We start from the raw sequence: 15,555 nt of genomic DNA, 5'->3' as shown, positions 1-15,555 counted from the left end.
ACCGACTCCCCCGAAAGAAAATAATTTCAATACCCTGGCTTCTTATATAAAAGATGCTTTTTATCCAGGATATCCGGCTGATATACTTCTTTGTCCCAGTTTTCTTTATCGACTTCCTCGAATGAAACAGATATATTCTTGTCCGGAATACCCATAATTTCCGTCATTGATTCAGCCATTTTCTCGGCTAATGCCGCTTTATCTTTTTCACTGCGGCCTGGCCATAACTTGACGATAATATGAGGCATAGTGCTTTCCCCCTATTTTGTATATTGAAAAAAATTAGTCTGTCGGCCATAAGTATTCCTGATCACGGTCAATAGTCAGGATGGCTTCAGCTTTATCCTTGAGTTCTTCAGGAACATAGATATCAATACCGAAATTTGTCTTGCCTAAATAAACTTTTAGATACTCTCCTCCGGCATCGCTATATTTTTTTAGGGAAGGAATTCCTTCAGATTCAAAAATGGATTGAATAATATCCGCTTCGACCTCATTTGCTTCCGTAATCAATATCCATTTCGTCCGGTCAATATTATCTTCGGGCTTCTTAAATGAACTCATACTCAACCCTTCTTTCCCGTAATAATAGTGATCATGCAGAGTCAACTACAGCCAATATCGCTTTTCTTTCTATTATATTACCATTAAACCGTATAATTTGGATATTTTTATTTTGTCTGCAGATGCTAAAACCAGTTAGAAAGTTTCAGTTCTTTTATGGTATCGTATGCAATTCAGGAGGAAAAGTCAATGAATAAAAAAACAGCCGATTTTAGCCAACCTCCTCAGTCTTATTGGATAGCCTCAACTCCGCAACCCCAACATTCTGTTTTAAACGAGGATATTGAAACCGATATCGCAATTATTGGCGGCGGTATTGTCGGATTAACGACTGCCTATCTTTTGAAACAAGAAGGCTTTACCGTCAGCGTCGTTGAAGCGGATTGTATTTTGCAGGGCACTACGGGCAATACCACAGCAAAAGTTACATCCCAGCACACATTAGTCTATAACCGTATCTTTCAAAAGTTTGGAAAGGACAAAGCCCAACACTATGCCGATGCGAATCAAACAGCTATCAAAACTGTTTCAGACCTGGTCAACTCTTTAAAGATTGACTGCGATTTTAGCTGGCAGAGCGCATACTGTTTTACCCATAGGGATGATTACGTGCCTGAAATCATGAATGAAGTCAATACCGCTTCCTTACTTGGGATTCAGGCTTACTTTGTCCCGGAAATCCCCTTGCCTCTTGGAATAAAGGGAGCGGTTCGCTTTGATGGTCAAGCCCAAATTCATCCGCGTAAATATCTACTGGCACTGGCTGAAAAAATCCCCGGCAACGGCAGTTATATCTTTGAGCAAACACGCGTTACTCGGGTCGACGAAGGCAAACCACATCGTGTCATTACCAAGAACGGTAAGACAATTACTGCTAAAATAGTTATTATTGCAACCCATTACCCCTGTTATGAAGCGCATGGCATGTATTTCAGCCGACTCTATCCGGAGCGATCATATGCCTTGGGTGTAAGGATTAAAGGAAAATACCCCGGAGGCATGTACATCACTGCGGAAGATCCCGCACGTTCTCTGCGTTCACACATGACGAAGGATGAGCAATTGGTGATTGTTTCTGGGGAACATCATAAGACAGGTCAAGGTGAGGATACAAGCAATCACTATCGAAAGCTAAAGGATTTTGCCGAACAACTCTTCACCGTCATTGATATCCCCTACCGCTGGTCAACTCAGGATTATTCGACTGCAGATGGAGTACCCTATATCGGGCAATTGACTTCAGACACCCAGGAGATTTATGTGGCAACGGGTTTCGGAAAATGGGGAATGTCAACCAGCACGGCTGCCGCTTTAATCTTCAGGGACATGATCCTGAACGGATATAGTCCCTGGCAAGATATCTATCGGCCTTCACGCTTTACGCCCATCGCTTCTGCAAAAAGCTTTGTTAAAGAGAATTTGAACGTTGCTAAACACCTCATTTCCGGAAAACTTTCTCCTGTTCCGGACAAAAATGAGATCCCCTGCGGCGAAGGAAAAATAATCGAATATGAAGGCCAGAGGACCGGAGCGTATCGGGAACAAAATGGAAAGCTTCATCTGATCGATACCACCTGCACCCATATGGGATGTGAGCTGCAATGGAATTCGGCGGAAAAATCCTGGGACTGCCCCTGCCATGGCTCACGGTTCACGTATTCAGGCGAAATCGTTGATAGTCCGGCTTTGGATAATATTGAGCACAAAATATTGGAATAGTCCGAAGCACTTCTGTGTTTCTGTTGTAAATACACATACCATCATAATCTCTGAGTTTTCGAAAAGTTACAAAAGAAAAATAATTAAACACCTTGCGTATTACCCTCCGATACCATATAATAGAATTATAAATATACCCCTTAGGGGTATTACGGAGGTGGAGAAGATGCAATTCGCAATGGATGATAAAACGTTGGCAGCAATTAAGGAAAATGGCGGTGTCTTTGCTATTAAGGCATTGATGTGCTCCAGCTGAAGGGGAACCGTCAGACGCCTCTGGTCAGGGGTATTTGAGGAAAACGCAATCAACGAGAACTATTCAGATAAGTACGCGTATCAAGGCATTCAAATCTATATTGATAAAACCGTGCACATCAATGCCGATACAATACAAATACAACTCCAAATGAAGCTGCCTTTTTTAAAACCAACTTTTTCGGTTACTGGAGTCGAGTAAAAATCCAAAGCGATGGCCGCTGTCAACGAACGATATATGTTCTTTGCCAGCGGCCTCTTTTATGCGATTAATCAAGTATTCTATTACTTTATTCTTCTTTCATTTGATCCACTGTGGTTATGCCTTTCCAGATTTGCTGGGCAATATGCTCATTAGCGGCAATGATGGATATTCCTCTCTTCTGCTCTAGCTGAATAATCCTTCCGCCCGCTTCTTCCACGATCAACATTCCCGCAGCGACATCCCATGGACTGAGATTCAATTCCCAATAACCGTCCATGATTCCCGCAGCGACATTGCCCAAATCATATGCTGCTGATCCGATCCGGCGTATGCCTCTGGATTTTGGAACAAAATACGTGACATAATTAGTATTGTTATCCTGATGAACCGCTTGGTCATACGGAAATCCCGTCGAAAGAAGACACTGCTTCAACTCGGTTTTCCTGCTGACGGTTATCTGTTTTCCATTAAGATAAGCATTTTCTCCGCGTACCGCCTCGAACATCAATTCAAGCATCGGCAAATAAACGACACCTAAGACGGTTTCCTTCTTGTACTGTAATGCAACCGATATTGCGAATATCGGTAAGCCTTGAGCATAGTTCGTCGTGCCATCCAATGGATCGATGACCCAGAGATAGTCGGAAGTTTCCTCACCGTATACACCGGCTTCTTCCGAGAGGATACTATGATCCGGATATTTTTCCATGATGGCGTCTAAAAAATATTTTTCTGACAGCTTATCAATTTCCGTAACTAAATCCACTTCAGTGGACTTCGTCTCTACCAGAAGATTCTCTTTGCGAAGGTTATCTCTTTGGATCCGGCCTACTTCCCGGACCCACGTTTTAACATCGTCTAAGATCTCTTTATAATCGAATATCCCCGTCTCTTTTTTGACCTTATTGTGTGACATGATTTCCTCCTGGTCACGTATTTGAGTATTATTGTTGCCCATAGTGAGTTGCCAGCCATTTCTTCAGCGATTCAGCCTTTTCTTCAGATATGATTCGGGGTGTTCCTATTGACTTAGCAAAACAGGCAATTTTAGCGGCCTCCTCAATTAACCGGGCGTGAGCTAAGGCTTTTGGTAAAGAAGGTCCCACTGTCAGCTGTCCATGATTACTCATCAGGACGGCGTTTTGATTGCCTAAAACACGAATCGTAACTTCAGCCAGCTCCATAGATCCCATGGGGAAAAATGGCGCAGTCATAAGATTGCTGCCAAGCATGCCTGCAAGCTCCGCTACGATAAGCGGAAATGGTTCTTCGACACTTGCCCATGCCGTTGCATAAGGGGAATGGGAATGACATACGCCAAAAATATCGGGCCTCTTCTCATAGGCAAATCGATGTAGGGAACCTTCAATCGATGGCTTTCTGTCACCATCGATGATTGTACCCTTTGTATCCATGACCACGATATCTGCCGGGGTAACTTGCTGATAATCCATTCCGCTGGGGGTGATACACATATAGCCGGTTTCCGGATCGCGCAGACTGAAATTTCCTGTGGTCAGCATGATCAGACCCGTTTGCAGTGCCTCGCGTGCAGTTTCAATAACTTGTCTTCTTTGTTCTTCTAATAGCACTTTTTTCTCCTTAGACTCCGAATTATACCTTTTCTGCGATGCGATAGATCAGTCTTTCTGTATCTTCCCATCCCAGGCAAGCATCGGTGATCGATTTGCCATAAATATTTTCACCAATATCTTGGCGCCCTTCGAAAAGATAACTTTCGATCATCAATCCCTTGATCATTTTATTCAGAAGAGAATCATAGGTTCGGCTAATTAATACTTCCCGGGCGATGCGTGGCTGCTCCGCATAGCGTTTCATCGAGTTGGCATGATTTGTATCGACTATAATAGCCGGGTTAACCATCGGCTGTTTTTCGTATTCATACGCGATATTTATCAAGTCTTCATAATGGTAATTCGGTATATTACGCCCTGAGGCATCCACCGCCCCGCGCAAAATCGCATGGGCTAAGGGATTCCCCGTTGTTTCGATTTCCCAACCGTTATAGATGAAATTGTGGCTCTGCTGTGCTGCATAGATTGAATTCAGCATGACGGTCAAATCACCGCTGGTTGGATTTTTCATTCCCACCGGCGTTGAGACGCCACTGACGGTCAAACGATGCTGTTGATTTTCCACCGAACGTGCACCAACCGCAATATAGCCCAGAACATCCAGTAAATACATGTAATTCTCCGGGTAGAGCATTTCATCGGCAGCCGGCATATAAAATTCTGTCAATGCCCGGATATGCAGGCTGCGGATCGCTTTGATACCTTCGCAGAGGTCGGGTTCTTTACTTGGGTCCGGTTGATGGATCATGCCTTTATACCCTTCACCGGTTGTTCGTGGTTTATTCGTATAGATCCGCGGAATGATCAGAATCGTGTCTTTTACTTTTTCTTGAACTTGCGCTAATCTGCCAATATATTCGCATACAGAATCCTCATTGTCGGCGGAACAGGGACCGATGATCAGGATAAAGCGGTTGTCTTCTCCCTCTAATATTTTCCTGATCTCCTGATCCCTTTTTTGTTTGATTATTTTAATGTGGTCCGGCAGCGGTATTTGCGCAATGATTTCCTCCGCTGTAGGCACCTTTTTGATAAATTTCATATTCATTTCGAATTCTCCTTCAGAATTGCACATACTTCTATTAGAAATTATAGTACATCCCACAAAAATAGCAACGGGGGACAGAGGGGAGACAGAGGGACGTAGACCTTTGTCCCCTTTTGCGTCCAAAAAGGAGACAAAGGTCTACGTCCCTCTGTCTCCGGTCTACGTCCCGCTGTCCGCCCTCTGTCCCCTACAGAATTTAGTATCCTAAAAATCTGATCCCCAACGTTGAAAAATACCCCTGTAGTACACCGGCGGCCAATGCACCTAAGGATACCAAAAAGCCTGCAGCACAATAATGGAAGAAGTCTCTCTTTAAAAAGTCACCTTTGAGTTTTCCTTGAAGCAATAGAAAAGAAAAAACTGTTGCCATTCCTGACCCAAAGAGTAAGCAGGGCACCGCGATCAAAGACGGGCATACAACCGTTATAAGGAGAAGCCCTAATCCGGCCCACTGCTTCGCATGGAGAATAAAGGCGATAGTAAACCCAAGAATAAAGCCCCGACTAAAAACAATCAAATAAACCAGAGGCGCGCCAATCACCGTTAGCCCTAAGATCAATATGGCAGCCATAATAATAAAGTTATCGCGAGCTAATTGTTGCAGGAATAGGGTATTCAGTATATCCGGCTGACCTCCAAGGAGTTTATTCAAAAAATCGGTGAGTTCCTGAGCTTTGTCCGTTCCTAAAGAATTGATACCGACTGCACCAAAAGCACATCCGGCTAAAAAAACGCAGCAGAGCGTCAAATAAATAACCCAGAAACGACGGATATGTTCAAATACAAGCTTTTTCATTGTTGAACCTCCTCGAGACTTGTCCCTCAAGGAATCATATTCAGCAAATTAAAAAACTATGTCGTGACACGACCGAAAAATCCCCCGCCCCCTGTGGTAAATTTCAATGTGCCAACCTTTGCCTGCATAATTATTCGTGCCGTTTTGTCTCCCACTACGGATGAAAGGTCATCGAATTCGGCCTCATGGTATACCGTTAACTCCGTGCCAAACTTATTTAATAGCCGCTGATATGTCTTGGAACCAATACCGGGCAAATAGGCTAATGGCACACGATACACATAGTTAGGATCAGACTGATACGTGGTAATCTCTCGATCGGCTATGTGAGCAAGCCTGTCCAGGACGCCAGGAACTACATGATGCGAGTGACAAACAGGGCAAATCAGCATTGGCGCTTCACCACTTACCACTTGGGAGCAATCAAGGCAAAACGTCCGATGGTACTTGCCTATGCGAGGATGAAGCCCAAAGTTTCTATACAATTGACCGCTTTTTTTCTTGATAATCGCCTCTAATCCATTAAATGAGAGATCGCTGAGATGCATTTCATTATATTCACGGGCAATATTCGGAAGCGAATGCGCATCCGAATTACTGAACAAAACCACATCATCCAGTTCGGAAATACCTTGCGCCATCCTTCTGTCCGCACTGAGCCCCATCTCTAACGCGGCAGGAAATACGGACAATACATCCGGAATCCTGGAGCAGCAAGCGCCATATAATCCTTTATGCGGGGTAAAGGCATGCGCGGGAAGCCAGAGTCCACCGTATGCCTCAGCTGTTTTCAGCCATTCGGAAACATCCATGTGAATCTTTTGTGAGCTTAACTGCCAATTGCTGACACGGGAAAGAAAACACGCTGCAAATTCCTGCAAAACAGTGATTGTTGGGAAATACACCAAAAAATGAGCGTGACCGTGGCCTACCTGGAGTTCAGCCTCTATCCCCGGGATTATCACAAGGTTTCCGGATTGATATCCGCCTCCCGAGATGGCATGCAGGAAACCCTGCGCAATCAGCTCATTATAATCACGAATAACCCCTCTGGTGTGAGAATCAACAATGCCGATCATATGCAAACCCTTGATATCACGGGAAACCCGTATGACTTCTGGGAGTGTCAGGTTTGGCGACGCCGTAATCTTAACTGCTTTGCCGTCGAGGCTTCTGCCAATATGAATATGCAGATCGGCGTAGTTCATTTGTTGCCGCCACAGGTAAGAAGAATTCCTAATGCGGTCTTCGCGTCATGCAAACCATTATGAATGACAAGATCCATGGCTTCTTGAACCAAAACCGGCACGACATTTAAAAATTCATCCTCATCGGCTTCCAGTGGAGACCACACCAGATTAACAGCCTGATAGATATGAATAATCTCATCCGTAAAACCCGGTGACGTATGGAAACCGCCTATATACGTAATATCACCAATATAACCTGTCTCTTCACGTAATTCTCTTAAGGCGCACGTCTCCGGCGTCTCCCCTGGGTCGATTTTGCCTGCGGGTATTTCCAGGGTCTCTTTAGCCAGTGCATACCGATACTGCTTGACCATCAGTATCTTATCGTCAAGCTGCGGTACGATGGCAACAGCGCCTGGGTGCCGGACAATTTCACGCACAGATGATTTGCCGTTGGGAAGCCGAACCGAATCTTTGTAGACACGGATGATCTTACCTTCGAAAATCGTTTCCTGTGAAATCTGTTCTTCCGTTAATTCACACTCAATCATAATTGGACCTCCGGTTTTTCTAACGCTATCACGCTATCTTTACAAATTATACCCGAATTTATGCATCATGCAAAACAGTCACCGCAGCGCCGTCGTTTACTATTCTATTTTTCTATTTAGTTCTTCCAAGCTCTTGCCGCTGGTCCGTTCACCCCAGATTAACACCACGATAGAAGGAGTGATAATAAAATAAAAAACACTTGCCCTTTTACCTTTGGAGTAAAAATTCAAGTGTTATTCCTTATCGTCATGCTCCTTTGATTTGAAATGTTTAAAAGGTCATCATAAAGATGCAATTACTCCAACCTGGTCAACCGGATCCGTTCTAAAAATCAAGTTTATCCGCTATTCTCAGTTTATCCGCGACCATAGCTATAAATTCTGAGTTCGTCGGCTTACCCCGGTCGATATTGATCGTGTAGCCAAAGAACTTATTCATAAAATTAATATTTCCCCTGTCCCAAGCAAGTTCAATGGCATGACGAATCGCCCGCTCAACCCGGCTGGGTGTTGTTGTATAACTTTTGGCAATCATCGGATACAGTTCCTTTGTTACCGCGCTGAGCAAGGAGACATCCTTAATCACCGCGACGATCGCATCCCGAAGATATTGATAGCCCTTGACATGAGCAGGTACCCCCATCTGTTGGATCATTTTTGTAACTTCGACTTCAACGATTCTGACAGGGTTATTCGCGTTAATAGCGGCCTGAGATAGGATTGGTTTGGTGATGATCGTACTCGAATCATAATTCAAAACCGGCTCAATTTCACATATTCCAACCAACTGTCTTATTCTTTTACCTAATGTATCAAGGTCAAATGGCTTTAAAATGTAGTAGTCCGCGCCTAATTTTACTGCCCGTTGGGTCATATTTTCCTGTCCGAAGGAAGTTAAAACTGAAGTTTCGCACCCATAAAACAGCCGAAAATTCGGCTTAGAATAAGACGAAAAAACGATAAAAATCCGCATGAACACTAGGTTTTTGGTATAATAAGATGCTACTCCAAATCAACCAAAAATGAGGTGTTATCATGCGGAAACCTGTCAAAGAAATTGAAAACGTACTCCAAAATCACGGCTATTCGATTAACAATATTATATGTGAAGTTATGAAGACGTTCAAGCTTAAAACGCTTTGCCGCAAAGTTGGTTTTCTGAAACAGGATGGTTACAGTTCCGCGGAAATCCTCTCACTAATGTTGATGTTGCCCCTAATGTTACTGAAAAGTGTCCACGCGTTATATAAAAGCGATTTCCAAAAGGTTACTACTATGAAGAAAGATTCCATATATCGACTGAAGAACAATGAAAAAATGCCTTGGAGAGCATTGCTGATCGGTATATCCAAACAGTTTCAACGATTGGTTAATCCTACGAACGAAGTGGATGAAAAGTCCGCTTTCATTCTAGATGATACAACTCTTGCTAAGACAGGTCGAAGAATTGAACAAATGACCCAGGTGTTTGACCATGTTGCAGGGAAGAAAGGTAGCAAATTAGGCTTTAAAAATTTAACCCTTGGTTTCTTCGATGGTAAAAGCCTCACGCCTATAGACTTCACTTTACAAGTGGAAAAGCCCTTAAAAAAGGCAAGGCACCGTAAAGAACGGTTCAAAAAGCAACGAGACCCCAAATCTGCTGGGGCTAAACGGATCAGAGAATGCCATGTTAGCAAAATTTCGAACGGTCTGGATATGATAAAACGGGCGGTAAAACAGGGGTTTAAGGCTAAATATGTCCTGGTTGACAGCTGGTTCAGCAGTTACGAGTTCATTCAAACGATTCGAGGATTAGACAAAAAATCGATGCATTTGGTCTGTGGTGTTCGGCAAGATACGAGGAAGTATCGCTACAAAGAGACTTCCCTTAATGCCAGCCAATTAAAATCGGTCCTCAAAAGTGAGGGAAACGAAAAACGCTGTAGGAAACGGAATATCCGTTATTTCGAAGTCCTTGTTGATTATGAAGGAATCGGACAAATCAAACTGTATTTTTGCCGGTTTCCCTATCAAAAGAAATTTAGACTGTTCCTCTCGACGGATATATCTCTTAGTTTATTGAGTATGTTGGAGATTTACAGTATCCGTTGGACCATCGAAGTCTTTTTTAAGGAAGCCAAGCAGCATTTGAAGCTCGGGACTTGTCAATCGAGGGATTTCGATGCGCAGATTGCCCATATCACGACCTGCTATCTCCTCTATACACTCCTAGCCTATTTTCGACGAGTAAACGCCTACGAATCCTTAGAAGGATTATTTGCGGAAATCAAGGACGAACTCATAGAGAAGAATGTAGCGGAGCGGCTCTGGGAATTATTTGATGATTTGCTGCAAGTGGTGATCACCAGCATCGCCAAGTCTGGTTTAGTGGACATTTTGGAATTTAGGAATTCCAGTGAATATGAACATTTGAAAGAACTATTTGAGAATTCTTTTCTTAGTAATCAGCTTATAGCCCTTAAAAATGCCAGTTAATCGGTAATAATCAGAAGGAACCACTGGCATTAGGATACCTTTAAATTAGAGATACAAGGGTTTTGAGGGGTGCGAAACTTCAGTTAAAATAATCACTCGCGGGCGTTTAGTCACGTTGACAAGTTTCTCCATCACGCCAAGTCCATCCAAATGGGGCATGATAATATCCAAAACAACAATATCAGGTTCCTCTTCTTTTATCAGTTCAAGCGCATCATTGCCATTATAAGCAGTACCGCAGAGAACCATGTCAGATTGCTTTCGGATGTAGTCACTTAATACTTCAATAAAATCCCGATTATCATCCGCCAATAGTATTTTGATGGACTCCATTATTTAACCTCCAATATTTTATATGAATTGTGAAATTGGCCAATCGACACAATAATTAGAAATATAATCCAAAAACTATTTTCGACAATTGTTTTTCAATTCCTTCTGATCTGCTTTAAAAAGTTAACTTATCATAACCAATTCAAGAAAGTCGGCTTAGAAAGTCATTTATACTTTCTGATAAACAAAAAAAAGCCGCCCAGAGGGGCGACTGCAGCTTTACTTAAGATTTCCGATTCTTCAAGCATCTTTTCTATGAAAATTCCGTATCCACGGGTAGCATCATTAACGAAGACGTGTGTGACTGCTCCGACAATTTTTCCGTCCTGAACAATCGGACTTCCGCTCATTCCCTGAACGATCCCGCCGCTTTTCTCCAATAATTTTTGGTCAGTAACACGGATAATCATATTTTTATTATCAGCTCGGTACTTCATGATTTTTTCAATGCTTATATCAAATTCTTCAATGGTATTATCCTTGAGTACCGTATATATTTTGGCAGGACCTACTTTGATCTCAGATTTCCAGGCTATGGGAATGGCCTCAGTGTAAAACGGATTGTTTACTGATCCCTCATAGACACCAAATATGCCGCTGTCCGAATTTTTGTTGATAACACCGGAAAATCGAGAATCCAACATAAATGTGCCAATTTTTTCTCCGGGATCTCCTTTCAGTCCCTTTTCAATAGCGTAAATCGTTGACTCTACTATTTTTCCTTGACTTAATTCAATTTGGTCATTGGTATCAATATCCGTGATTACATGCCCCAAGGCGCCGAATATTTTTGTTTTCGGCTCAATAAAAGTCATTGTTCCTACTCCGGCCGCTTCATCTCTAATGAATAGCCCAATACGATAACGTCCTGTTTCCGAGCAATAAACCGGTCGTATCTTTTTTTTCTGTATCGCGTCATTATGCTTGATTTCCAATTCAATTGTTTGATTATCTTGGCATTTCTTATCAATTTCTTGAGCTACCTGGAAATCATTGAGTGCTTTCTTGCCATCGATTGTTAAAATGATATCTCCGATTTCGATGCCGGATTCCTTTGCTGGATATGATTGTTTTCCATTTTGTCCACTGATCGGAGCATATCCCACAACAAGAACACCTTTTGTTTGAAGAGTGACCCCGATGGACTGTCCTCCCGGGATAACCTCCGGTCGTATTTTATTTACTTCTTTTCCGTTCTTGTTTAAGGATAATGATTCAAAAAAACTATAGACTGGGGAAATCGTACTCAACTGGGTCTTTTCAGTGTTGTTAACATTATAGCTCAGTTCCCTGTCTTTCTGATATCCTGCTGACAATTGCAGCATACTAAGGGTAAAAACAACCAGAGTACCAACTAGGAAAGTTCTCCTGATCAGTTTATTATTCACTTTTTTCCCTCCAGCTTTTCAACCTCCTCATAAACACGTCAGAACCCTGCAGGGTAATAAAACAATAAAATTTTATTGTACTATTTAGACTTCCCTATGAACACCGTTTCATCCTGAGTAATCTTTTCTAAAATTTCTTAAAAAAGACTAGAAAATGATCAAAAAAAATTGACAAAAGCTTACTCTTTTGCCATTGTATATGTATTGATTTGTAAAGGGTCTATTGAATTACTAATAACAGATAAGGATCTTGCAATGAGAAACAAAGTCCTTAATTATATTCTCTTATTAACGATTATCACTGTCACAGCCCTCATCCTGGTTTCCAGTTCGGAATTCCAGTTTATTCCTCATTTGAAGGAAATGACTGATTTTCGCATGATTGGACTCGCCGTACTTTGCATGCTTGTTTTTTGGCTGACAGATGCATTAATTTTTAAAGCAATTTTATGTTTATCCGAACTGAAAATGCCGTTATACCGTTACCTTAAACTTGCGTTTGTAGGTCAATACTACAATATGATTACACCATTTTCTGCCGGGGGCCAGCCTGTCCAAATCTATGTCATGACCAATGATTATCAGGTTCCGTTGGGTGTTGCCACGTCGACTTCGATCAATAAGTACATGGTCTTTCATTTCATGACGACAGCATTTGCCCTGTTTATGGCTGTTTTTAATGCCCATTTTGTATTTCAACAGGGGATGATCAGCAAGGCATTGATTTGTTTTGGCCTGGCTTTAAATGTAGCTGGAGTTATTGCCATATTTCTAATTTGCTACAATAGTACCGTTGTGGAGCGAATTGCTCGCGCCATTATCAAATTGCTCCAAAAATTTAGATTAGCCAAAAGTATCGATGATGATGCGATTGCGTGGCACATCGCTGAATATAAAAACTCTCTTAAGCAATTCTTTGCCAATAAGAGAGCATTCATTCGGGTAACCCTTTATTCATTTATTCAAGTGACCGCTTATTTTGCTGTGACTTACTTTGTCTATCTTTCTTTAGGGCTGTCCGGTTCCACTTTTTTTGAAATCCTTGCTGTCCAATCTATACTTTACTCCGCAGCCAATGTGATTCCGACACCGGGTAACGCAGGCGCATCGGAAGGGATCTTTTATTTGCTTTTTGGCCTCATTTTCCCAAAAAATCTGATGATTTCAGCCATTATCCTTTGGCGCCTGACTGTCTTCTATTTAAATCTAGTTATTAGTGGTATTATCGTGTTTATTGATTTTCTCGTTAAGCGGTATCGCTCAAAATCTGCGTGCAGTAATATACCTCATTAAACCCTCATTTTTTTGCTTGATGCCATAATTCTTCCGCCAGGCTATAAGCAATACTTTCGCCGCCAAGCATCCGCGCCATTTCTTGGACACGTTCGTTTTCTTCCAACATTCTGACTTGGGTCATCGTTCGATCAGCAATTACCGATTTACTGATTCCATAGTGTTTATCAGCAAATGCTGCAACAGGGGCAGAGTGGGTAATACAAAGCACCTGTCTGTTATCGGCGATATGAGAGAGTTTTTCAGCGACTTTCGTGATTGTCCGGCCACCGACACCACTATCCACTTCATCAAAGACGAAGGTATCCACAGTTTCAATTTTGGATAAAAGACTTTTAAACGCCAGCATCAAGCGGGCCATTTCTCCGCCCGAAGCCACTTTGGACAGAGGTTTCGGAGGCTCGCCAACATTGGCGGAAAAATAGAATTCAATCTGTTCAGCACCTTCCTGCGACGGTTCAGTTACCGGTGTAAAAATAATCTCGATCCTGGCCTCGCTCAATCCCAAATCCTGCAATTCTGCTGCAAGGCCTTTTTCAATGCGATCAGCCAGAATCCCTCTGTTGAGACTGAGTTCTTCAGCCAGATTATTATACTCTGTCAACGCATCGCGTTTTTCCCGCTTAATATTTTCTTTCTCGTCTTGAAGATGGACAATTTCTTCAAGTTCCTTCTCCATCTCTGTTTTTTTCTCCAGAACTGCTTCGATGGTATAGCCATACCGTTTCATCTTCCCCAGCTCGATCAATCGGGTCTCGATCTCATCAAGCCGGCCTGCTTCAAAGTCCAGGCCATCTTTATACGCCCTGAGCTTGGAAATATAGTCTTCCAAATCGTAATAAATAACTTCCAGATTCTTATGAAGCTGTTCGATTTCCGGATCGAGAGCCGCCAACTCACTCATTTTATCAGAAGCCGACCCCATCAGATCAAAAGCGGATTCCGACGCGTCCTGCGATCGGCTGTATAGGTTCTCATAAGCCTCATTCACAAGATTAACAATTTTCTCCGCATTCATGAGAAAACGTTTTTCCTTATCCAAGGCGTCCTCTTCTCCAGGTACCGGTGAGACGCGCTCAATCTCTTCGATCTGATAGCGCAATAATTCTTCTCTTTTTTCTCTGTCCCGTTCGGAATGAAGGAGATCTCTTTCTCTGGCAATAATATCACGGTATGTCTTGGCGGCTGATCTGACCCTATGGAGGAGTTTCACGTGTTCCTCACCGCCAAAATTATCTAATAACTCCCGCTGGGTTTCTGCTAAGAGCAGGGACTGATGTTCCATCTGATCGTGGATATCCACCAAACCCTCGCAGAACGTCCGATAGAGCGACAACGGCACTGTTCGGCCCTGAACACGGCATATATTCTTGCCTGATTCATTGATTTCGCGATAAAGGAACAGTAAGTTGTCCTCCAGCGGATAGCCTTCATCCTTTAAGATCGTGACCAATTTTTCGGGCAGTTGGGAAAAAATGCCTTCGATACATGCTTTGTCTTTGCCATGTCGGAGAAATTCAGTGCTGGCCCTGCCCCCTAACAGGATTCCCAAAGCATCGACCAACATCGATTTTCCTGCTCCGGTCTCGCCTGTAAATACGGTCATGCCATCATTAAATGTTAAATGAACATCTTCCATGAGCGCAAAATCCTTGATGTGCAGTTCTTCCAGCATAAGGCTCCTCCTCTATATCAATTCCGACAGCCGCTGGTAAACGGTTTGGGTCATTTCTTTGGGCTTAACTAAAAGGAAAATGGTATCATCACCGGCAACGGTCCCGATGACTTCCTTCCAGCCAATATTGTCCAGAAGCAGTGCCATCGCCTGCGCATTGCCGGGAATCGTTTTTATCACAATGATATTCTCACTGCTATCCAAGGAAACGACAACTTCTTTGAACATCCGATTCAGCCTGTCCTTGAACCCGACCGGCTGTGTTTCGGTCCGTATGGCATAGCGATACTCGTCACCGGAAGCGGCTATCTTAAACAGACCCATTTCTTTAATATCCCTGGATACGGTGGCTTGCGTGACATTATATCCTTCTTCCAGCAGACGCTGGGCCAGCTCTTCCTGGGTTTTGATCACTTCACTCGTGATGAGTTCCTGAATTTTTTTCTGGCGGCGCGTTTTCACTAT

General features: G+C 42.9%; 14 protein-coding genes and 2 pseudogenes. 3 read left to right on the top strand and 13 right to left on the bottom strand.

Annotated elements, in window-relative coordinates; all coding sequences use genetic code 11:
• Positions 1–26: 26 nt before the first annotated feature.
• Both LPY66_RS09610 and LPY66_RS09605 read right to left on the bottom strand, forming a co-directional pair.
• The gene (locus LPY66_RS09610; protein ID WP_337987850.1) at positions 27–248 is read right to left on the bottom strand and encodes a tautomerase family protein; all 222 of its coding nucleotides are present in this window, start codon (positions 246–248) and stop codon (positions 27–29) included.
• Between the two features lie 34 nt (positions 249–282).
• Positions 283–564 carry a putative signal transducing protein gene (locus LPY66_RS09605; RefSeq protein WP_337987849.1) on the bottom strand — a complete coding sequence of 94 codons (282 nt, stop codon included), beginning with the start codon at positions 562–564 and terminating at the stop codon, positions 283–285.
• 189 nt (positions 565–753) lie between these two features.
• Here LPY66_RS09605 and LPY66_RS09600 point away from each other — a divergent pair, with 189 nt between their 5' ends.
• Entirely contained in the window at positions 754–2,283 is a 1,530-nt protein-coding gene (locus LPY66_RS09600) for an FAD-dependent oxidoreductase (protein ID WP_337987848.1), read from the top strand.
• 545 nt (positions 2,284–2,828) lie between these two features.
• Here the strand turns inward: LPY66_RS09600 and LPY66_RS09595 are convergent.
• The 7 genes and pseudogenes from LPY66_RS09595 to spo0A form a co-directional block, all read right to left on the bottom strand.
• Positions 2,829–3,659 (bottom strand): inositol monophosphatase family protein, encoded by an 831-nt coding sequence (locus tag LPY66_RS09595; RefSeq protein ID WP_337987847.1) that lies wholly within the window; start codon positions 3,657–3,659, stop codon positions 2,829–2,831.
• Between the two features lie 28 nt (positions 3,660–3,687).
• Entirely contained in the window at positions 3,688–4,335 is a 648-nt protein-coding gene (locus LPY66_RS09590; RefSeq protein ID WP_337987846.1) for a class II aldolase/adducin family protein, read from the bottom strand.
• A gap of 22 nt (positions 4,336–4,357) precedes the next feature.
• Entirely contained in the window at positions 4,358–5,386 is a 1,029-nt protein-coding gene (locus LPY66_RS09585) for a 3-deoxy-7-phosphoheptulonate synthase (RefSeq protein ID WP_337987845.1), read from the bottom strand.
• Between the two features lie 196 nt (positions 5,387–5,582).
• Positions 5,583–6,182 carry a stage II sporulation protein M gene (locus LPY66_RS09580; protein ID WP_337987844.1) on the bottom strand — a complete coding sequence of 200 codons (600 nt, stop codon included), beginning with the start codon at positions 6,180–6,182 and terminating at the stop codon, positions 5,583–5,585.
• 56 nt (positions 6,183–6,238) lie between these two features.
• Positions 6,239–7,390 carry an endonuclease Q family protein gene (locus LPY66_RS09575; RefSeq protein WP_337987843.1) on the bottom strand — a complete coding sequence of 384 codons (1,152 nt, stop codon included), beginning with the start codon at positions 7,388–7,390 and terminating at the stop codon, positions 6,239–6,241.
• Positions 7,387–7,923, bottom strand: coding sequence for an NUDIX domain-containing protein (locus LPY66_RS09570; protein ID WP_337987842.1), 537 nt, complete (start codon positions 7,921–7,923; stop codon positions 7,387–7,389). The genes LPY66_RS09575 and LPY66_RS09570 overlap by 4 nt, the downstream gene beginning before the upstream one ends.
• 325 nt (positions 7,924–8,248) lie before the next feature.
• Positions 8,249–8,824: pseudogene (gene spo0A / locus LPY66_RS09565) on the bottom strand (sporulation transcription factor Spo0A); the annotation flags it as partial.
• A 134-nt stretch (positions 8,825–8,958) separates the two neighbouring features.
• On the opposite strand from spo0A, the gene LPY66_RS09560 reads away from it, so the two are divergent.
• A complete protein-coding gene (locus LPY66_RS09560) occupies positions 8,959–10,401 on the top strand; it encodes an IS4 family transposase (RefSeq protein WP_015042633.1) in 1,443 nt (480 codons plus the stop codon).
• A gap of 81 nt (positions 10,402–10,482) precedes the next feature.
• Here the strand turns inward: LPY66_RS09560 and LPY66_RS09555 are convergent.
• A pseudogene (locus tag LPY66_RS09555) lies at positions 10,483–10,734 on the bottom strand (response regulator); the annotation flags it as partial.
• Between the two features lie 164 nt (positions 10,735–10,898).
• On the bottom strand, positions 10,899–12,122 hold the full coding sequence (gene spoIVB, locus LPY66_RS09550; protein ID WP_337987840.1) for a SpoIVB peptidase: 1,224 nt from the start codon (positions 12,120–12,122) through the stop codon (positions 10,899–10,901).
• Between the two features lie 255 nt (positions 12,123–12,377).
• On the opposite strand from spoIVB, the gene LPY66_RS09545 reads away from it, so the two are divergent.
• On the top strand, positions 12,378–13,415 hold the full coding sequence (locus LPY66_RS09545) for a lysylphosphatidylglycerol synthase transmembrane domain-containing protein (RefSeq protein WP_337987839.1): 1,038 nt from the start codon (positions 12,378–12,380) through the stop codon (positions 13,413–13,415).
• Between the two features lie 4 nt (positions 13,416–13,419).
• Here LPY66_RS09545 and recN read toward each other — a convergent pair whose 3' ends face one another.
• Both recN and argR read right to left on the bottom strand, forming a co-directional pair.
• Entirely contained in the window at positions 13,420–15,090 is a 1,671-nt protein-coding gene (gene recN, locus LPY66_RS09540) for a DNA repair protein RecN (protein ID WP_337987838.1), read from the bottom strand.
• 12 nt (positions 15,091–15,102) lie between these two features.
• On the bottom strand, positions 15,103–15,552 hold the full coding sequence (argR, locus tag LPY66_RS09535; RefSeq protein WP_337987837.1) for an arginine repressor: 450 nt from the start codon (positions 15,550–15,552) through the stop codon (positions 15,103–15,105).
• Positions 15,553–15,555: the final 3 nt, after the last annotated feature.

It is taken from the genome of Dehalobacter sp. DCM (assembly GCF_024972775.1).
Lineage (GTDB): Bacteria > Bacillota > Desulfitobacteriia > Desulfitobacteriales > Syntrophobotulaceae > Dehalobacter.
Note: the sequence above shows the minus strand (reverse complement) of the source record. Positions and strands in the feature narration are given on the sequence as shown.